This is a genomic window from Massilia antarctica (assembly GCF_015689335.1).
Taxonomy (GTDB): domain Bacteria; phylum Pseudomonadota; class Gammaproteobacteria; order Burkholderiales; family Burkholderiaceae_D; genus Telluria_A; species Telluria_A antarctica.
The window spans coordinates 3,653,504-3,673,394 of the sequence record NZ_CP065053.1; the positions used below are offsets into that span (position 1 = coordinate 3,653,504).

Genomic DNA, 19,891 nt, shown 5'->3' on the forward strand with positions numbered 1-19,891 from the left:
GCTGGTCAACCACCGTCGAAGTGCGCTTGCGAATTTATCTTGGGGAACACTTTTTAAAAAATATACACAATTGTACAATGTTTTGTAATCTAATACCGATAAGCAATAACAGATTACAAAATGATGTCGGTTGTGTTGTCTGATCGCAACATAGCCGCATTGCAATTCTCTCACAAAATCACTGAAAAACTAATTGTTTTCCCAGAAAACTTAAGTGTAAGACAATTTAGATGCCTCCGCCGCACAATTCTAAACAGAACTGGCTTAATAGCAACATGTTTCCGAGTATATTAACGCAAGAGGGGTTTCTATGGAGCACGAATGGGGGATGCTGGCGGAGATTTCGGGGCTGCGGAAGGCCGTCGGCGCGTGTTTTCGGCGCCAAAAACGCCTTCCGAGCGTTAGATTCTTTTACAAAGTTTCCTCGGATGCAAGAGGCTGTCCAGCCCTGCTGAGGCGGATGGCGCGGCCCAGCTCGATGACCGACATGGCGTAGAAATAAGAGCGGTTGTACTGCGTGATAGCGAAAAAATTATCGGTGGCGATGCGGTACTCGGTCGGGTCGCTGCCGTTGGGCAAGTCGATCAAGCCGTAGCGCTGGGCGGCGGGCAGGGCGGCGCTGCTCACGCCGCTGGCGCGTAATTCCTCGGCCCGGAACTTGGCCGCCAGGCCTTGGTTGAGGAAGCTTTCCCAGGCCCTGTCGTCGGACACCCGCGCCGGATACACGATCGGCCCGCTCTGCTTGGGCTGCCAGCCGTGCTGGACCAGGAAACTGGCGACGCTGCCGATCGCATCGACCGCCGAGTTGCGCAAGTCGATGCTGCCATCGTTGTCGTAGTCGACCCCGTAGGCCAGTACGCTGCCCGGCATGAACTGCGGCATGCCGATGGCCCCGGCGAAGGAACCGAGCATCGACAAGGGGGCGATATTCGCCTTGCGCGCCAACAGCAGCGCGTTTTCCAGCTCGCCCCGGAAAAACGCCATGCGCGCCGCCTGGTTGGGCGCCTCGGGATAGGCGAAGGCGAGCGTGGTGAGCACGTCCAGCACACGGAAGCGCCCCGTATTTTTCCCGTAAATCGTTTCCACGCCGATGATGCCGACGATCACCTCGGCCGGCACCCCGTATTCGGCCTGGGCGCGCGCCAGCACGGCGGCGTGCTGGTTCCAGAATGCCACGCCAGCCTTGATGCGGACCGCTTCGATCGTCGCGCGGCGATAGTTTTGCCAGTTCTTGGGCTTGCCCTTGGGCGCAGGCTTGACCAGCTGGACCGCCGCATCGACATAACGGATCTGGCTGATCAGCGCGGCCAGCTCGGCGCGCGGAAAGCCGTTGCGCAGGGCCAGCTCGTCGGCGAAGGCGTTGACCGCTTCCGATTCGCTGAACACGATCGGGTCGCCGGCCTGGACCGCGGCCGGCACGGCCACGGGCGGCGCCGCCGCGCGCGCTCCGGCCCGGGTCCCCGCCTTGGCGCGGCTGTGCGCGCTTTTCTTGCCGGATTTCTTGGCAGGCGCGGCCTGGCTCAGGGGACTTGCCGACACAGCCAGTGCCAGCAAGAGAGATATCAGTTTCATTAAATGTTGTTCAGCAAACTTTTCAAGGTGGAAGCCAGCCCGGGAGCGGGTGGCCGGGCACTGTATTTATGGGCGCTGTAGAGCGTCAGGAAGCGCTTGAGGGCGGCCAGCTGGTCCGGCGGCAGGGTCGCTTGCGCGAGCCGGGCCGCGTAGGCGTTCGGGCCCTCGTCGGCGGCGCGCGCCATGCCAAGCTGGCTCATCCGTCGACCCAGGGCCGAGTATAGCGCATCGACCGGGTCTGCCTCGCGCCGCTGGCGTAACGCGCGCCACAGCAGCACCACCGCGCCGATCGCGGCCAGCAGGGCGAGGCTGCGCCAGTGCAGCAGGCGCAGCTTGAGGCTGTCGAGGAAGCCGCTCTGGCGTTCCGGGGTGTAGTTAAGGATCCACTGGTTCCAGCCGGTGTTGATCGCGCCGATGCGAAAGCGCAGCTGTTCCAGCAGCGCGTTGCGCTCGCCGCCGAAATCGAGCAGGCCGCCCAGGCCGGCGAATGCGGGGGCGTTTTGCGCCAGCGCGCTCGACAGGCCGCGCTGCACCCGTTCCGGCGCCACCGCGGCGGTCGGGTCGACCCGCAGCCAGCCGCGCCCGGCGATCCAGATTTCCGCCCAGGCGTGCGCTTCCGACTGGCGCACCATCAGGAAACCATCGATGGGATTGAGTTCGCCGCCCTGGTAGCCGATCACCACGCGCGAGGGCACATCGGCCGCGCGCATCAGCACCACGAAGGCGCTGGCGAAGTGTTCGCAAAAGCCGGCGCGCGTCTTGAACAGGAATTCGTCGACCGAGTCGCGTCCCAGCAGGGGCGGCTGCAAGGTATACGAAAACGGCATCTTGGTGAACATGCCCAGCACCGCATTGGCGCGCGCGGCCGGATCGGCGCTCATCTGTGCGATCTGGGCCCCGGTCTCGAGCGCCCGCGGATTGAAGCCTTGCGGCAGGGCCAGCCAGCGTGCGCGCTCGCTCAGTTCGTCGCCGCCGTCGAGGCTATAATCGGTGTGCGACGACAGCGCATACCGTACCCGCTTGCTCAGCGGCAGGGTGGACGTGAGTTCCAGCTCGCTCGACACGCCGGCCGTATTGCCGCTCAGCTCAGGCAGGCGGTCCGGCAGGTCGAGCGCGAACAACCAGTTGTTCGAGGACGGCTCCAGGGTCAGTTCGTAGCGCACGGCGTCCCCGCGCACGGTCATCGAGATCTGGTCGGGGGAACGCCGTGCGCGCCGCCGCAGCGGGGTCCAGGTGCGGCCGTCGAAATCGCCCATCACCACGCCGCGCCAGTACAGCTTCGGCTTGGGCGGCATCGGATCGAGAAAGCGCACCTGGAATACCGGGTCGTCCGACTGCGCCAGGTTCGACATATTCCCCGGCGCCATGCTGTTCGACAGGCCGGTGCGCGCGCCCTGGGCGTCGCCCGGCATGCCCCACAGCGGCCCCTGGATGCGCGGGAACAGGAAGAACAGCACCAGCGCCAGCGGCGCGGCCAGCAGGAACACGCGCGCGCCCATCCACAGGCGCCGGCCCAGCGACGGCACCTTGCCGGTGAACTGGAACGAGAGCTGCGCGGTCAGCAGCGCGATGATCGAGGCGACCATCATCAGCGCCGTCAGGATGCTCTGCGAGTAGAAAAAATTGGTCAGCACCAGGAAGAAAGACAGGAAAATCACCACGAACAGGTCGCGTTTGGCGTGCATTTCCAGCATCTTGAAAGCGACCAGCAGCACCAGCATGGCCACCCCGGCATCGCGTCCGAACAGGGTGCGGTAGCTCATGAACACACCGGCCATGGCCGCCATCGACAGCGGCAGCAGCAGGAGCGCGGACGGCATGCGCGTGCCGCGCAGGGTGGCCAGGGTACGCCACAGCAGGGTCAGGGCGCACAGGCTCGATACCCACAGCGGCAGGTGTTCGGCATGGGGCGCGAGCACCATCAGGGCCGCGCCCAGCAGCAGCAGGGTATCGGCCTTGTCGCGCGGCAGTTGCGCGGCCAGGCGCGCCAGGCTGGGGCGCGCTGCGCCGGCGCCGCTCATGGCGCCTCCTTCAGGCCGTGCAGGGCCAGCGCGCGCAGGCAGGCCGCCTGGTGCGCTTCGCCGAGGGACGCCTCGAAGTCGGTGGCGCCGATGCGAAAGGCGTAGGGCAGGGCGCGCTGTTCGGCGTCGAGCACCCAGCGCGTCATGCGCGACAGGCGCAGTTCCAGGTTCATGATGGCGGGCATGGCGTTAAAGTCGAGCACCAGCTCGTCCACCGCGCCGCCTTCGAAATGCTTGGTCACCAGCTGGCCGCCGTCGGCCGGGTCGAGCCGCGCGATCTGGCGCCAGGCCAGGTGGCGCAGCGAGTCGCCCGGCTGGTAGCTGCGGATGCCGGCGAAGTCGTCGTGGCCGGCGTGGCCGTGGCCGTCGGCGCTCTCGACACCCGTGATCGGCAGCGGCGGCGCGTTTTCTTCGGGGAAGGGATACACCAGCGCGTTCAGGTCCGGCTGCCAGTAGCTCCACGCGCGCAACAGGCCGAGCGGAAAACGCGTGGTCAGGCGGATGCGCGGCGCGGCCAGCCAGCCGCGTTCCGTGCTCGGCGCCGACAGCAGCACGGCGCTGCTCGCGCCGGCGCCGACATCGAGCACGTGGCGCGCTTCGCCCGCCTCCATGAAGTCGACCCACAGCGCGTAGCGATCGAGCCTGGTGCGGTTGACCAGGTGCAGTTCGAACTGCGCCACCTCGCCGGCGAACACCGGCTGCGCGCGGCCCGGGCGCAGGTGCAGGTGCGCCAGGTTTTTATACGTCATATAGATGTCGACCATGGCGCAGGTGCCCATGGTGAAGGTCAGCGCGAAACCGAGGCCGAGAGAATAGTTGATCGAGCCGATCAGCAGGATCAGGATCAGCGCGGCAAATCCCAGGCCGGCGCCGGACGGCACGATGAACACGCGGCGCTGGGTCAGCAAGGTTTCGCCGGGATCGACGCCGCGCTTCTGGAACAGCCAGGTGTCGGCCTTGGCGCGCACCGCGGCGGGAATGAAGCGGTTCGGGGAGGCCGCCATTGCCTCACACCGGCACGGATTTCTGCAGCTGCAGGACCAGGTCGCGGCTGGCCAGCGCCACACCGTGCGCCGACTTCAGGGGCCGCAGGCGGTGCGCGCAGACCGGCACCAGCACCGCCTGGATATCTTCCGGCACCACGTGGTCGCGCCCTTCCATGGCGGCCCAGGCGCGCGCGGCCTGCAGCAGCGCGATCGAGGCGCGCGGCGACAAGCCTTCGGCGAACATGCCGTTCTGGCGCGACGCCTGCGCCAGCGCCTGCACGTAATCGATCAGCGAGGCCGAGGCGTGGATCTCGCGCAGCGCTTTTTGCGCCACTGTCAGTTCGGCGGGCTGCATGGCGGCCGGCAGCGACTTGAGCATGCTGCGGCGGTCGTCGCCCATCAGCAGCGCGCGTTCGGCGGCGGCGTCCGGGTAACCGAGCGAGAGGCACATCAAAAAGCGGTCGAGCTGCGACTCGGGCAGGGCGAAGGTGCCCACCTGGTGCAGCGGATTTTGGGTGGCGATCACGAAAAACGGCGACGGCAGGGCGCGCGTGGCGCCGTCGGCGGTCACTTGGCGCTCTTCCATCGCCTCCAGCAGACCCGATTGGGTTTTCGGCGTGGCGCGGTTGATTTCATCGGCCAGCAGCACTTGCGTGAAGATCGGACCGGGATGGAACACGAAGCCATTCTTTTCGCGCTCGTACACCGAAATGCCGGCCACGTCGGCCGGCAGCAGGTCGCTGGTGAACTGCACGCGGTTGAATTTCAGCCCCAGCGAAATGGCCAGCGCGTGGGCCAGGGTGGTCTTGCCGACACCAGGCACGTCTTCGATCAGCAGGTGGCCGTTGGCCAGCAGGCAGGTGAGCGCCTGGCGCACTTGCAGGTCCTTGCCGACGACAATCTGGCTGACCTGGCGGGCGACGGCGTGCATCTTTTTGAACATGGTGGTTCTCTTTACAGTGTGCTGTGGGTGGTCGCGCGCACCCGCGCGGGGCACGGCATGGTAGATTAGCGCCATCGGCACCGACTATTCCGTCATCACGACCCGTTCTCAGGATTTTATGCGAGAACGGCATTTCCGGTGCAACATTGATGACACCCGCCATTGAAATGACGCACATGAGCACAGCAATCTACAGCCACCCCGACTGCCGCCGCCACGACATGGGCGAATGGCACCCGGAATCGCCGGCGCGCCTGCAGGCGATCGAAGACCAGTTGATCCTGGCCCGCCTCGACGGCCTGCTCGAACGGCGCGAGGCGCCACTGGCCGAAATTCCGGCCATCGGACGCAATCACACGCCGGAAGCGATCGCCCTGGTGCGCGACAACACCCCCACGGCGCAGGGCGACATCTATCCGCTCGACGGCGATACTTCGCTTTGTTCGTACAGCTACCAGGCCGCGCTGCGCGCCGCCGGCGCCGCGCTGGCCGCCACCGACGCGGTCATCGCCGGCAGCATCGCCAACGCCTTCTGCGCGATCCGCCCGCCCGGCCACCACGCTATGCCCACCGAGCCGATGGGTTTCTGCCTGTTTAACAACGTGGCCATCGCGGCGCGCCACGCGCTCGATTCGCACGGCCTGGAACGGGTGGCGATCATCGACTTCGACGTCCATCACGGCAATGGCACCGCCGCCTCGTTCCGCGACGATCCGCGCGTGCTGATGGCCAGCTTTTTCCAGCATCCGTTTTATCCCTACACCGAACCGGAGCCGCGCACTGCCACCATGATCAATATACCGGTGCCGGCGCGCAGCGGGGGCGACGTGGTGCGCCAGCTGATCACCGAACACTGGCTGCCGGCGCTGCACGAGTTCAAGCCGGAGATGATCTTCATCTCGGCCGGCTTCGACGCCCACCGCGAGGACGATGTGGGCGGCATGGGCCTGGTGGAAGCCGATTACGCCTGGATCACGCGCCAGATGATGACGGTGGCGCGCCTGTACGCGCGCGGGCGCATCGTCAGCTGCCTCGAAGGCGGCTACAACCTGTCGGCCCTGGGCCGCAGCGTGGTGGCGCACGTCAAGGTGCTGGCCGATCTGGAGTAATGTTTTCCGGAGCTTGGCCCGGCCCCGGTAAAATAGCGCCTCATACGAGAATTCCGAAAGCACAGCATGTCGATACAATGGTACCCGGGCCACATGAACGCCGCCCGCAAGAAGGCGGCCGAACAGATGGAGAACACCGATCTGGTGATCGAGGTGCTCGACGCGCGCCTGCCCGAGGCGAGCTGCAACCCGATGGTCGAAGAACTGCGCCTGTTCCGCCAGCGTCCCTGCCTGAAGATCCTCAACAAGGTCGACCTGGCCGATCCGGCCGCCACCGCCGCCTGGAGCGCCTACTACAACGCGCAGGAAGGCGTGACCGCCTACGCGATGACCACCAAGAAGCCGGGCGACGTGGCCCGCATTCCCGACCTGTGCCAGTCACTGGCGCCGCACCGCGGCGTGCCGACCAAGCCGCTGCGCATCATGATCATGGGTATTCCCAACGTCGGCAAATCGACCCTGATGAACGCGCTGCTCAAGAAAAAAGTGGCGAAGGTGGGCGACGAGCCGGCCGTCACCAAGATGCAGCAAAAGCTTTACCTCGGCAAGAACACCATCCTGGTCGATACACCAGGCATGCTGTGGCCGAAGATCGCGCTGGCCAGCGATGGCCTGATGCTGGCCGCCAGCCACGCCATCGGTTCGAACGCGCTGATCGAAGATGAAGTGGCCGTGTTCCTGGCCGACGAACTGCTGGCGCGCTATCCGGCGCTGCTGACGGCACGCTACGGCTTCAAGACCGAGGGCATGGACGGCATCGCCGTGGTCGAAGGCGTGGCGGCGCGGCGCGGCTACCGCCAGAAGGGCGGCGACCTCGATTTTGAAAAGGCCTCGCATATCTTCCTGCAGGATTACCGCACCGGCGCCTTGGGGCGCATCAGTCTGGAGACGCCGGAAACGCGCGCCGTGCGTCTGGCCCAGCACGATGCCGAGATGGCCGCCAAGGCCGCCAAGGCGGCCGCGATTGCCGCCGAAAAAGCGGCTAATTCGGCGCGCGGCAAGCGCGGTACCTGAGCCGCACAGCCGCATCCGGCCCAGCCGCGCCATGCTTGCGCGCGGACCGGCGCCCTCAGTCGATGAACGGAAGTACCTGTGTGGCGAGTATTGTCCACTCGTCAGGATGCTATATTTCCTGTTCATCAGCCTGGAGTCCTCCATGAACGCAACGCGTCCCCCGATCACCTATACCGAAGGCAAACGATTTGCCTGGGCGTGTATTCCCGTCAGTGCGGTTGTCCTGTGGCTTTGCGTGGCGGCATTTAGGGAAGGCAAGACCGGCTTTTTCATCGCCGGGCTCTTGCTGGGCGGGTGGGCCGGCGTGATGGGTATTGTTCAGTTTGCCATGAATGGCAAGGCCGCAACGATGACCGTGAGCGACGAGGGCGTGCGCTTTGCCGATGGTTTGTTCGTGGCGTTTTCGGACATGGAGAAAATTACGACCATCAATCCATTGCCGACTATTTTTGGCAGTTTCCTGAACATCGTCTTTTACGTCAAGCCGGACGTTGCGGTCATACAGGCCGGACGGAGCTTGCGGCGCGCGTTCTGTCTCACCACGGTGGGCGGCAACATCAGCATGGTCGGGAAGCATAAAATGTTCAGCTTCATGACGCCGGGCATGCGCCCGATGTCCGGCGCCAAAATGGACCAGGACGCCATTCTGGAAGACTTGTTTGCCCGCTTCGATGCCGTCCGGAGCCACTGAACGGCGCGTGCGCCAGCGCTCGGCACTTCCCGCAATGCATTGACATCTGTTCAACTATGGCGCCTAATGAAAGCATCGTGCAAACGATTTCAGAGGGCGGCCGATGGCTTGACTGAGCGGATATCCGACATTCCGGACTCTTGGTTGACAAATTCGTCGCTTGCCTGCGCCAGATCTGGCGCACACCGATTACTTCAACCGAAATGGAGTCCGAATGCGAGTCATGCTGCGTTCCACCGTCATCTGTCAAGCCATCGTCGCCGGCCTGTTTGCCACCTCCGCACAGGCGGCAACGCCGGTGTCGCTGACGTATGTCGTCAACAATCCGTGGGCGGGCGGTTACTGCGCCATCGTCAAGGTGTCCAACCCGAACGCGGAGGCGGTCCAGTGGAGCGGTTCGCTCCCGATACGGGGCACGGTCACATCGCTGTGGAATGCCCTCGGCAAGCAGTCCGGCGGGGCCATTGTGTTCACCGGCGGGCTCGATTGGAACAAGATCATCCAGGGCAAGTCGACGATGGAATCGATCGGCTTTTGCGCGACCGATGCCGTAACGCCGACGCCGACACCGACTCTGACACCGACGCCAACACCGACTCCGACACCGACGCCAACACCAACGCCGACACCAACGCCGACTCCTACTCCTACTCCGACTCCTACTCCTACTCCTACCCCTACACCGACACCGACACCGACTCCGACTCCGACGGGCGCGCTTTCGCCAGTCTACCAAGGCGAAGGCACCTTTTACGGCGCAACGGGCGAGGGCAATTGCAGCTACGACGCCAGTCCCGGCAACCCGATGGTCGCGGCGATGAACCAGAAGGATTACGCCAACAGCGGGGCGTGCGGCGAATATGTCGTCGTCACCGGCCCCAAAGGCAAGGTCACGGTGCGCATCACCGACCGCTGTCCCGAGTGCAAACCGGGCGACATCGACTTGAGCGAACAGGCCTTCGTCAAGGTGGCCGAGAAGTCGGCGGGCAGGGTGCCGATCAGCTGGTATGTGGTCGCCGGCGACACCACGGGGACGGTCAGCTACCGCTTCAAGGAAGGCAGCACCATCTACTGGCAGGGCATCCAGGTGCTCAACCACCGCCTGCCGATCACGAAACTCGAGATCCGGCCGAACGGTAGCGCCAACTGGATCGACGTCAAGCGCGAAGAATTCAATTACTTCATTTATCCGAGCGTGATTGCGGCAGGTCCGATGCAGGTTCGCATCACAGCCCTGGGCGGCGCCACCCTGATGCAAACTTTGCCCGAACCCCAGGGCGGCCTGGTCGTCAAGGGCAGCAACCAGTTCTAACGAAGCCTGGCCGAACCGGTGGCGCTGTTACGGCGCCACCGGTTCCCCAAAGCGAAAGCTCGACACGGCCAGGTGGCCGAAAAATTCATCTTCGTGATACACGCAGGCCGCATCCTCCGATTCGGCCGCGCCCAGCGCCACCATCAGCGGCAGCAAATGCTCTTCGCGCGGGTGGGCGTTGCGCGCATACGGCGCCTCGCCCCAGTGCAGCAGGGCGGTGGTGCGCTCCGGCGGCGGCAGCTTGAGCACCATTTGCAGCCAGTCGTCGAACTGGTGCGAGGCCAGCCTGCCTTCGGGTCCGAACTGGCGCAGGTTATGGTAGCTCAGGCCACTGCCGATAATGAGCACCCCTTCGTCGCGCAGGGACGCGAGCGCGCGCCCGATCTTCACGTGCGTCAGCGGATCGAAGCCATGCTGCAGCGACAGCTGCACCACCGGCACATCGGCCTCCGGGTAGACCGGATAGAGCATCGAAAACGTCCCGTGATCGAAACCGCGCTGCGGGTCGAGCGACACCGCGTGGCCGGCCGCGGCCAGCAGGGCGGCCGCGCGTTCGGCCAGTTGCGGCGAACCTGGCGCGGGGTATTTGACCTGGTAGGTTGAAGCCGGAAAGCCGCCGTAATCGTAGATCATCGGCGGCTGCGCGCCGGACGACAGCATCAGCTCCTTTTCTTCCCAATGCCCGGAAACGACCAGCACCGCGGCCGGCTTGACATCGCCGATCTGGCGCCGGATGTCGACCAGCGACGCCTCCAGCACGTCGTAGGTTTCGCCGTACTGCTCCTTCATGAACGGCCACGGTCCGCCCCCATGGGAGACGAAATAGGTCGGCAGGCGGTGGCTCATGGCAATGCTCCAGACGGTGGATTATCTATCCAATATAAGGACGTGCGCGCGCTTTATCAAGTCATGCGCGTGCGCGCCAGCTCGATCAGCGCGAACAGGCGCGCGCTGCGCGTCCAGCCGATGGTGACCACCGCCGCTTGCGTCAGCAGCAGGGCGGACGTGAAGCCCAGCGCATCGACCCCCGCCATGTTCGCGCGCGCCAGCGCCAGCAGGCCGGCCACGGCAAGGCCGGCGATGCTGATGCCGACGTAGCTGCCTAGCGCCGCCAGCGGATGGCGCACCAGCAGCGTGCAGCCCGAGCGCCACGCCCCCAGCGCGGAGTGTTTGCGCGGGTCGTAGGCCAGGAAGGCGCGCCCGGCATCGAGCGAGACAGTCACCAGGCCGATGAGCAGCACCATCAGCGCCTGCGCCAGCATTAGCGGCAGCGCCGCGTCGTCCGCCGCGATGGCCTTGCCGGCGTAGGCGCTCGCCGCGTCGATGGCGCTCATGCCGGCGACAAACGCCACGCCGAGCGGCAGCGCGCCCCAGGCCAGCAGGCGCAGCATGGGGGCGTAGTAATCGACGCCGCCGCGCGTGAGCGCCGCGAAGCTTGGCACGTGCTCCGCGCGCGCCGCCGTCGCCACCATCCCCGACAGCATCGGTGAAATCAGCACGGTGGCCAGCAGCGCCATGCTGCCGGCCTGGGTAACCGCCACCTGGTGGCGCGCGTGCACGGCCATCAGGTCGCTCAAGGCCGTCATGTCGAGCGCGCGCGCCAGCGCCGCCGCGTGCACCGAGTAGTCGAGGCTGGCCGAGAGCAGGTGCCAGGCTGGCAGCGCCATGATCAGGGTCGGCACCAGCATCCACAGGACCCACAGCAGCAGCAGGCGCCATTGCAGCGCCGCGCGCGCGGCCCGTGGAATGGAGGCGATCGAAAAGGGAGGAGTCGGATGCATCACACGGTCGCAATCAGGGAAAACAGGATATTGAAAAACGCGGCCAGGTCTCCCGCCCAGCGGCGCGCGGCGCGCCCGCTTGGCTCCAGGGTGCGGCTGTCATCGAGCTTGCTGGTGTCGAGGTAGTGCAGACGCTGCGGATCGAGTTCGGCCGATACCGCCCTGGCCGGCTTGACCCAGCTGAAGGTGCGCCAGCGCTGCTGGTCGTCCCACACGGCGGTTTCGCTGCTGCCGTCGGCGAATTTGACCAGCACGGTTTGCGCCACCGGTGCGCCGCGCCGCCGCACCGTGACCCTGGTGTGCCAGGAGCGTGCGGCGCCGGGTTTGTCCGGCACTTCTTCTTCGCTCGACAGGCGCGAGACGCGGTCGTCGATGGGGGCCGTGGCATATACCTGCTGCGCGAACACGGCGTTGACGGCGACGCGCTGGCCGCTCACCTCGGCGAGCGTATCGCGCAAATCGGCGATGCTCGGATGGCGGAACTTCCAGCGCCGGTAGTATTCCTTGAAGGCGCGTTCGGTCGTCTCCTTGCCGATGCTCGCCTCCAGGTCGCGCAGCATGGTGGAGCTGCGCACGTACACCGGGCCGATGCCCTGCAGGCGCATGTGGGCGTTCTGTCCGATCGCGTCGGCCGGCTCCACGCGTGGCGCCTCGTGGCGTTCGACGTCGAAGCCATTGAACCCGGGCGCGAAACCGAGCGCCTTGAGCAGGGGCGAACCGAGATACGACTGCTGGCCGGTATCGCGCAGCATGCGGTAATTCCAGAATTCATTCAAGCCTTCGTCGAGCAGAGGTTCTTCGAATTCGTTCGATGCCAGGATGCCGTAGAAGTAGCCATGGCCGACTTCGTGGATGGTGACGAAATCGAGGTCGAAGGCGGCCGCCGTGCGCGGGACCACCTTGTTGTAGCCGGTGGTGGTGACGAAGGTCGGGTACTCCATGGCGCCGGCGTCGTCGGCGTTCAGCGGCGGAATGACGATGGTCAGCGTTTTGTACGGATACGGTCCGAGCGTTTTTGAAAAATAGCTCAGCGCATCGCTGGCGGCCTTGAGCGCGGGCGCGGCGCTGGCCGCGCGGTCGGGCGGGAACAGTACAGCCAGTTGCACAAGCGGGCTGCCCGGCGCGCTCCAGGTGGCGCGCAGGGGCGGGGCGGTGCGCTTGTCGGCGGTCCAGGCGAAATCGTGGACGTCGCCCTGCACGTAGTGGTGGGTCAGCATCCCGCCACTTTCCACCGGCGCGCCTTGCAGCTCGCCGGTCGCGCCCACGGTGTAGCCCTTGGGCGCGGTCAGCTTGACGTCGAAGCGGCCGAAGTCGGCGTAGAACTCGCTGTCGTGGTGGTATTCGTGGGCGTTCCAGCGGGTCCGGATGGCGCCGCGTTCGCCCGGCAGTTCCAGCACCCCGATCTTGGGGAACCACTGGCCCACCAGGTGAAAGCTGCCGAAGTAGCCGGTGCTGCACACCACGCGCGGCAACTTGGTCAGGAACGATATGTCGAAACTGGTGGAGGCGCCGGGGGCCACCGGCGCCGGCAGGTCGAAGCGCACCACCGTCTGGTCGGCGGCAGGGCCGTTGTCGGGATGGACGAACGACCAGTCGACCCTGCCCCCGCCCTGGGTCACGCTGCGCAGCGCGATACTGCCCCATTGGCCGGGGGCGATCGTGGCATTGTTGCCGGCTTCGCGCTGCTCGGTGAAGTAGGTGCTGCCGCGGCTTTGGAAGGCGTTCATGTACAGGTGCACGTAGACGCTGCGCACGGTTTCCTTGCTGCGGTTGCGCCACGTGAGCGTCTGCTTGCCGTCGACCGTGTGGGCGACCGGGTCGAGCGTCGCTTCGATCCGGTAGTCCACCACGCGGTCCGACAGGGTCGCTTCGCTGCCGCTGCGCGGCCCGCCCCACGCGTCCGGCGCGCTCGGCACGTCCACCGCGCTGGCCGCCGGCAGGGCCAGGCCGATGCCGACGTCGGTCACCGGTTGCGCAATCGGCGTGATGGTGATGTCGCCCTGGGCCAGCAGCTCGGCGCCGGCAATGGCGGCTGCCGCCAGCAGGACTGCCTTGAAGGCCATGGTTCGGGTACGCGCTTGCATGCATTCTCCTGCGCCGCTGGGCGCTTGCGATGGGTAGGTGGGGCCGGCGGGCAGCCGGCCAGCCGCACAGCATGCCACAACACCCGCCGGGCTGCGGTCCGGGTGGCGTATCCGATTATAATGGCGCAGTTTTGGTGCCCGCCCGCGTGTTCACGCCGGCAGTTAAACGGGAAACACATAGTGTGCTGCCCCCGCAACGGTACTGCCAGCCGCGCCAAGCGGCTGGCCAGCCCGGATACCGGCCAAGACAGGTGGACACGATGCCGCGCCGCGCGCGTCTGTCCGTGCAATCCGGCTTGCGGGGACGCAGGCCAGGACTCTTTTTTCTGAAGACGACATCATGATTTCTGCAGTATCGCCGCGCCGCGCGCTCTCCGCCAGGCCGCTCGCGCTGGTTTCCGCCCTGTCCCTGTGTTTCCTCTCCGGCGCCGCGCTGGCCGCTGAAACCCAGACCCTGCCCGCCGTGACCGTGACCGTGACCGGCGCCCGCTTCGCCAGCGACCCGGCGCTGGCCCCGGTCGGCGCCACCGTCATCAGCGCCGACGACATCCGCCGCGCCGGCGCGGCCGACGTCAACCAGGCCATCCGCCAGATCGGCGGCGTGTACGGCCGCCAGAGCCTGGACGGCTCGCCCGATTTCAGCCTCGACCTGCGCGGCTTCGGCACCAACAGCAGCCAGAACATGGTGGTCACGCTCGACGGCGTGCGCATGTCCGAGAGTGAATTGAGCAATGCGACCTTGTCATCGATTCCGATCGAGACGGTCGAACGCATCGAAATCATCCGCGGCGGCGCCAGCGTGCTGTATGGCGAAGGCGCGACCGGCGGCGTGATCCACATCGTCACGCGCCGCCCCGAGGCCAACGGCCGGCGCGGCATGCTGCGCGCCGAAGCCGGGCAGTTCGGCCTGCGCGACCTGCGTGCCGCCATGGCCCAATCGTGGAATGGCTTCGCGCTCGACGCCTCGGTCGGCAGCGCCCGCACCGACAACTACCGCGACCATAACGATTTCGCGCTCGATACCTTCAGCGGCGGCGCCCAGTGGGCTTACCAGGGCGGCCGCGCCGGTGTGCGCTACGACCGCGCGCGCCAGGATTCGGACCTGCCGGGCGCCCTCTCCATGCAGCAGTTCCGCGCCAATCCGCGCCAGGCCAGTACCCCGGACGATGTGGGCTCGCTCGATTCGGACCGCCTGACCGCGTTCGTGGAGCAGCGTGTGGGCAGTGTCGACCTGGCCGCCGAACTGTCGCGCCGCGAGCGCACCGCCCGTTCGACCTATGTTTACACCGTCGAAGGCAAGCGCATGGCCTCCAAGGCGACCTACGACAGCACCCAGACCCAGTTCTCGCCGCGCCTGCGCCATCTGGCGCGCGTCGGCGGCATGCTCAATGAGCTGGTGTCCGGCGTGGACCTGGTCAAGTGGACGCGCGTGACCGATTCGGACTATTCGGACGCCGACGCCACGCAAAAATCGAAGGCGCTGTACGTGCGCGACGAACTCAAGTTCGACGGCGCGCACCAAGCCCGCGTGGCCGTCGGCGCGCGCCGCGAGCGCTTCGAAAAAGATGCCACCGACGTGCGCGCCTTCGCCGCGCCGTATGCCAGCAAGACCACGCTCAACGCCTGGGAAGTGCAGGGCAGCTTTGACGCGATGCCGCTGGTGAACCTGTACGCAAAGGCTGGGCGCAGCTACCGCGTGGCCAACGTCGACGAGAACGGCTACCGTTCCACGCCTGGTGTGCTGGCGCCGCAAACCTCGCGCGACCTGGAACTGGGCATGGTCTACGGTGATGCGGCCCTGGGCGCGACGACGCGCCTGTTCCGCCATCAGCTGCGCAATGAGATTTTCTACGACCCGACCGTGAACGGCGGCTACGGCGCCAACACCAATCTCGATCCGACCGAGCGCAAAGGCGTGGAAGTCGACGTTCACGCCCTCATCGCGCGCGACTGGCGCGTGAGCGCCAACTGGCAGCACGTGCTGGCCCGCTTTACCGATGGCCCGAACGCCGGGCGCGAGATGGTGCTGGTACCGAAGAACGTGGTCTCGGCGCGCCTGGCCTGGGTGCCGGGCACCGGCCACAGTGCCGATATCGGTGTCCAGTGGGCTGGCAGCCAGCGCTTCGGCGCCGACTTCGCCAACAATTGCGGCGCGCGCATGGCGCCCGCCGCCACGTTCGACGCGCGTTACGCGCGCCAGATCGGCACCTGGGAATTCGCAGTGGCGGGCCTGAACCTGGCCGACAAGCATTACACCAGCAATGCCTACGGCTGCAACAGCGGCATCTATCCGAGCGACGGGCGCCAGCTCAAGGTCTCGGCGCGCTACGACTTCTGATGCGCAAACGCTTCCTGTTCGCCGCGCTGGCCGTGCTGGCCGCCACGGCCGGTCGTGCCGGCGCCGCCATCACGGTGGTCGACGACGCCGGCCGCAGGGTGGTGCTGGCCGCGCCGGCGCAGCGCATCGTGTCGATGGCGCCGCACGTCACCGAGCTGCTGTTCGCGGCCGGCGGCGGCGCGCGCATTGTCGGGGCGATGAGCTACAGCGACTATCCGCCGGCCGCCCGCAGCATCCCGCTGGTCGGCGACAACAGCCAGATCGACATCGAAAGGGTGCTGGCGCTCAAACCCGACCTGCTGGTGGTCTGGCAGAGCGGGAACACGGCGCGCCAGCTGGAGCAGTTGCGCCAGCTCGGCATTCCGATGTTTTACAGCGAGCCGGCGCGGATGGACCAGGTGGCCGGCAGCATGCTGCGGTTCGGCCAACTGCTCGGCACTGAAACGGCGGCGCAGGCGGCGGCCGCGTCATTTCGCGCCCGCATCGCGGCGCTGGCGGCGCGCTACAGCAAGCGCGCGCCGGTGAAGGTGTTTTACCAGGTGTGGGAAAAGCCGCTGTACACCCTCAATGGCCAGCAGATCGCCAGCGATGCCATCCGCCTGTGCGGTGGCGAGAATATCTTCGCCGCGCTGGCGGTCAAGGCGCCCGCGGTCGGGATCGAGGCGGTGTTGCAGGCCAATCCGGAAGCGATCGTCGGCAGCGAACCGCACGACGCCTCGGAACGGGGGCTGGCGATGTGGGCGCCTTACAAAACCCTGTCGGCGGTGCGCCAGGGCAATCTGTTCACCCTGGATGGGGAATTGCTGACCCGGGCCGGGCCGCGCCTGCCCGATGGCGCCGCCATCCTGTGCGAAAAACTCGACCTGGCGCGTCAACGCCGCAAGTAAGCCTGCGTTTACATCGTGACTGCGCAAGCATTGGGCCGGCATTTGCAACGCAATGTAAAATGCGGGTCCCTGGCCCGGGACCTGCCGCAAAAAGTGGTAATCTCGCGATCGTCGTCTCAACTTAACATGAAGGATATTTATGCGTTTCCTGCGTATTGCTCTCGCCGTCGTCAGTCTGGCCGCCAGTACGGCGTTCGCGTCGCCCGTTGAACCGAAAGAGGGCGCCGAGTTCGTGACCTTGGCCGCGCCGCAGCCGACCAAGGCGACGGGCAAAAAAGTCGAAGTCATCGAATTTTTCATGTACCACTGCCCGCATTGCTTTTCGCTTGAACCGCATCTGGCCGAATGGGTCAAAAAGCAGGGCGACAACGTCCTGTTCCGGCGCGTGCACTTCGCCTCCAGCGCTTCCGATCCGGAGGCGCACCTGCACCTGACGCTCGAAGCGATGGGCAAGTCCGAGGAAATGCATCCGAAAGTGCTGCAAGCCTTTCATGTCGAGCACCTGCGCCTGAACAAGGACGCCGCCATTCTCGAATGGATTCCCAAGCAGGGCATCGACCAGGCCAAGTTCATGGAATACTGGAATTCGTTCGGCGTGCTGACCAAGCTGAAAAGCGCATCGCAGCTGACCCAGAACTACAAGGTCGACAGCGCGCCGACCGTGGTGCTCGACGGCCGCATCGTGACCTCACCATCGGTCGTTGCCGAAGTCAATCCGGGCCTGACCAAGGCCACCGAGTACCCGGCGTTCCAGCAGACGCTCGACGCGCTTGTGACCAAGATCCAGAAAGAGAAGGGCGTTGGCGCCGCACCGGCCAAAGCGCCCGCCAAAGCGCCTGCAGCACCTGCTAAATCCGCCGGAAAATGAGCGATCCTGAAGAAAAAATCATCAAAATCTACGACGGCTCGCGCCCCGTAGAGGAAGATTTGTTCGAGCGCAACTGGATCAACCAGCTGGCATGGAGCCTGGTGGTGGTGCTGTGCAGCGTCGTGGTGTGGTTGTCGATTGCGATCGTCAATGCCGAGAACCAGCGCTATGCCCTCATCACCAAGCAATGCGCCGATCCGGTGTTCAAGGGCGAGGTCGACACGCGCTGCATGCAGGTGGTCAGTTCGCGTCCGCACTGGTGGGAACACCTGTGGTACGGGATTACGCATCTGAGGCCGGCGGAGAAGTAGACTCGTCGGTTCCGCCAGTGGCGGAACCGATTTCCCGCGCAGCCTCCAGTTCCTAAGAAACTCCTCCAATTCCTTGGAACGAGGCAAGTCCAGAGGTTAATACCGATAGCTTAAGCACCGTCTTTCCCGCGCAGGGCTAGGCGCCCCCACGGCAATCCAAGTTCGTCGAGCCGCCTGTGACTGCGCTTCGGAATTGGGTTCCCGCCTCTCCAGGAACTAGCCTTTGCCACTAAGTTGAGCAGTTTTGACCGCAAATCTCGAAACCGTCGCTCCCGCGGAGGCGGGAGCCCATAGCACCTTTGATGATCCAATGTGCTATGGATTCCCGCCTGCGCGGGAAAGACGGAGCTTAAGTTAGCGCTATTTGAAACCGGCCTCTGACTTTGCACGGTTCCAAGAGAGTTGAGGAGTTTCCTTGAAACCGGGCGCTGCGCGGGAACGACATCGCTCAGGCCGGCAAGGCGATCACGAAGCGCGCCCCGCCCATCGCCGACTGTTCCACCGCAATCGTGCCGCCATGCAGGGCCACGGCCTTCTGCGCGATCGATAATCCCAGCCCGAAGCCGCCGGTACTGCGGTCGCGGCTGCGGTCGAGCCGGTAAAACGGTTCGAATACCTTGCCCCGTTCCGCTTCCGGAATGCCGGGCCCGTCATCTTCCACCACGATTTCCACCCCCTCAGCGCGCCGCGCCGACAGCGCAATGTGGCCGTTGCCGTATTTCTGGGCATTCCTGAGCAGGTTGCCCACCGCGCGCAGCAACAGGCGGCGGTCGCCGGTCATGCTGCCCAGCGCGCTGTCGAGCCGGACCTGGGGCCGGGCCGCCAGCGGGTCGAGCGAGTCCACGCAGCCCAGCAGCGCCGGCGCCAGCTCGAAGCTGGCTTCCTGCAGCGCCTGGCGGCTGTCGAGCCGGATCATGCCCAGCAGTTCATTGACCAGCCCATTCAGCTCGGCGACATCGCCTTCCATCGCCACGATGCGCTGTTCCAGCGCCGGATTTTCCGCTGCCGAGCGCAACAGTTCCAGCGCGAATTCGAGGCGCGCGATCGGGGTGCGCAATTCGTGCGAGACGGAATGGAGCAGGTTTTTCTGCGCGTCGAGCAAGCCTTCGATGCGCCCGGTCATGTGGTTGAGGCGCTCGGCCAGCGGATAAATGATGGCCCAGGTCTTGAAGCGGGCGCGCGCCGACAGCCGGCCGGCGCCGACCTCGTCGGCCACGCGCGAGAGTTCCTGCAGCCCCAGCCAGTGCGAGCGCGACCACAGGGCAATCGGCACCAGCAGGAACAGCGCCACGATCACGTAGCGCACCGCTTCCATCTCCAGCGCCAGGCCGATGTCGATCGGCAGCTCTTGCGCATGGATGACTTCCTCGGCGCTGCCGATATAGCTTTCCCCATGCAGGTCGACCCTGCGGTAAAAGGCTTTGTTGGCGGTGTCGAGCACCAGTTCGCCACGGTTGAGCGCGGCGTGCTGATGGGCCGGCAGGGAGGCGCGCACGCTGGTCAGCGGCACCAGGTCGAGCTTGACGTCCGATACTTCGCGTACCTTGTTGAGCCGCACCAGCCATTCGTCGGCCGGGGCTTTGTCGATGTATTGTTCAAGCAGGAAAATCTGGGCGGCCGCCTGGCGCCGCGCGATATCGTCCAGCGGATCGCCGAACAGGCGGCTGGTGGCGAAATAGATGGCAAAGGTCGCGACCGTAATCGACAGCATGACCAGCACAAAGAAGCGGAAGAAGATCCGGTTCACGCGTGTTTCCCGCCACAACGTTGTTCAATAACTGTTGCCATAGCCATCGCTTCTCCTTGCGCAGCATTGTATAAGAGCGGCGCGGATCGGGGTATTACAAATAAGTGACAAATAGGGGACAGTTCATGGCGGAAGTGTGCCGCGATTCTCGATATCATGGCCTCACTCGAATTCCAGGTCTGCCCGCCGCGCTTGCGCGTGGGCAGGTATCGCTTCCCTTATGAAAG

The 19,891-nt window shown here is 65.5% G+C and carries 16 protein-coding genes and 1 riboswitch; of the genes, 8 read left to right on the forward strand and 8 right to left on the reverse strand.

The window, feature by feature from the left end; translation table 11 throughout:
• Nucleotides 1–411 precede the first annotated feature (411 nt).
• The 4 genes from mltB to IV454_RS16610 are packed head-to-tail and all read right to left on the reverse strand — an operon-like array spanning nt 412 to nt 5,522.
• Nucleotides 412–1,572 (reverse strand): lytic murein transglycosylase B, encoded by a 1,161-nt coding sequence (mltB, locus tag IV454_RS16595; protein WP_206092432.1) that lies wholly within the window; start codon nt 1,570–1,572, stop codon nt 412–414.
• Nucleotides 1,572–3,593, reverse strand: a complete 2,022-nt coding sequence (locus tag IV454_RS16600; RefSeq protein ID WP_206092433.1) for a transglutaminase TgpA family protein — start codon at nt 3,591–3,593, stop codon at nt 1,572–1,574. The genes mltB and IV454_RS16600 overlap by 1 nt, the downstream gene beginning before the upstream one ends.
• A complete protein-coding gene (locus tag IV454_RS16605) occupies nt 3,590–4,597 on the reverse strand; it encodes a DUF58 domain-containing protein (protein ID WP_206092434.1) in 1,008 nt (335 codons plus the stop codon). Before IV454_RS16605 ends, IV454_RS16600 begins: the two co-directional genes overlap by 4 nt.
• A gap of 4 nt (nt 4,598–4,601) precedes the next feature.
• A complete protein-coding gene (locus IV454_RS16610) occupies nt 4,602–5,522 on the reverse strand; it encodes an AAA family ATPase (protein ID WP_054266945.1) in 921 nt (306 codons plus the stop codon).
• Between the two features lie 176 nt (nt 5,523–5,698).
• Between IV454_RS16610 and IV454_RS16615 the strand changes: the two genes are divergently transcribed.
• From IV454_RS16615 to IV454_RS16630, 4 genes are all read left to right on the forward strand, one after another.
• Entirely contained in the window at nt 5,699–6,631 is a 933-nt protein-coding gene (locus IV454_RS16615) for a histone deacetylase family protein (protein WP_206092435.1), read from the forward strand.
• A 93-nt stretch (nt 6,632–6,724) separates the two neighbouring features.
• The gene (ylqF, locus tag IV454_RS16620) at nt 6,725–7,645 is read left to right on the forward strand and encodes a ribosome biogenesis GTPase YlqF (RefSeq protein ID WP_054266947.1); all 921 of its coding nucleotides are present in this window, start codon (nt 6,725–6,727) and stop codon (nt 7,643–7,645) included.
• 142 nt (nt 7,646–7,787) lie between these two features.
• Nucleotides 7,788–8,336, forward strand: a complete 549-nt coding sequence (locus IV454_RS16625; protein WP_206092436.1) for a hypothetical protein — start codon at nt 7,788–7,790, stop codon at nt 8,334–8,336.
• A gap of 214 nt (nt 8,337–8,550) precedes the next feature.
• The gene (locus tag IV454_RS16630) at nt 8,551–9,648 is read left to right on the forward strand and encodes an expansin EXLX1 family cellulose-binding protein (RefSeq protein WP_229522280.1); all 1,098 of its coding nucleotides are present in this window, start codon (nt 8,551–8,553) and stop codon (nt 9,646–9,648) included.
• Nucleotides 9,649–9,675: 27 nt separating this feature from the next.
• Here the strand turns inward: IV454_RS16630 and IV454_RS16635 are convergent, their stop codons facing one another.
• The 3 genes from IV454_RS16635 to IV454_RS16645 are packed head-to-tail and all read right to left on the reverse strand — an operon-like array spanning nt 9,676 to nt 13,513.
• A complete protein-coding gene (locus IV454_RS16635) occupies nt 9,676–10,494 on the reverse strand; it encodes a DODA-type extradiol aromatic ring-opening family dioxygenase (RefSeq protein ID WP_206092437.1) in 819 nt (272 codons plus the stop codon).
• Between the two features lie 56 nt (nt 10,495–10,550).
• A complete protein-coding gene (locus IV454_RS16640; RefSeq protein WP_206092439.1) occupies nt 10,551–11,429 on the reverse strand; it encodes a hypothetical protein in 879 nt (292 codons plus the stop codon).
• Entirely contained in the window at nt 11,429–13,513 is a 2,085-nt protein-coding gene (locus IV454_RS16645; RefSeq protein ID WP_206092441.1) for a M1 family metallopeptidase, read from the reverse strand. The genes IV454_RS16640 and IV454_RS16645 overlap by 1 nt, the downstream gene beginning before the upstream one ends.
• A 115-nt stretch (nt 13,514–13,628) precedes the next feature.
• Nucleotides 13,629–13,774, forward strand: a riboswitch (cobalamin riboswitch).
• A gap of 79 nt (nt 13,775–13,853) precedes the next feature.
• On the opposite strand from IV454_RS16645, the gene IV454_RS16650 reads away from it, so the two are divergent.
• The 4 genes from IV454_RS16650 (at nt 13,854) to IV454_RS16665 (ending at nt 17,917) form a co-directional block, all read left to right on the forward strand.
• On the forward strand, nt 13,854–15,851 hold the full coding sequence (locus IV454_RS16650) for a TonB-dependent receptor (RefSeq protein ID WP_206092444.1): 1,998 nt from the start codon (nt 13,854–13,856) through the stop codon (nt 15,849–15,851).
• Nucleotides 15,851–16,738 (forward strand): cobalamin-binding protein, encoded by an 888-nt coding sequence (locus tag IV454_RS16655; RefSeq protein WP_206092446.1) that lies wholly within the window; start codon nt 15,851–15,853, stop codon nt 16,736–16,738. The genes IV454_RS16650 and IV454_RS16655 overlap by 1 nt, the downstream gene beginning before the upstream one ends.
• 139 nt (nt 16,739–16,877) lie before the next feature.
• A complete protein-coding gene (locus IV454_RS16660) occupies nt 16,878–17,606 on the forward strand; it encodes a thiol:disulfide interchange protein DsbA/DsbL (protein WP_206092448.1) in 729 nt (242 codons plus the stop codon).
• Nucleotides 17,603–17,917, forward strand: coding sequence for a hypothetical protein (locus IV454_RS16665; RefSeq protein ID WP_206092450.1), 315 nt, complete (start codon nt 17,603–17,605; stop codon nt 17,915–17,917). Before IV454_RS16660 ends, IV454_RS16665 begins: the two co-directional genes overlap by 4 nt.
• A 448-nt stretch (nt 17,918–18,365) precedes the next feature.
• Here the strand turns inward: IV454_RS16665 and IV454_RS16670 are convergent, their stop codons facing one another.
• Nucleotides 18,366–19,664: an ATP-binding protein gene (locus IV454_RS16670; protein ID WP_206092452.1), complete on the reverse strand. Its 1,299-nt coding sequence runs from the start codon at nt 19,662–19,664 to the stop codon at nt 18,366–18,368.
• Nucleotides 19,665–19,891: the final 227 nt, after the last annotated feature.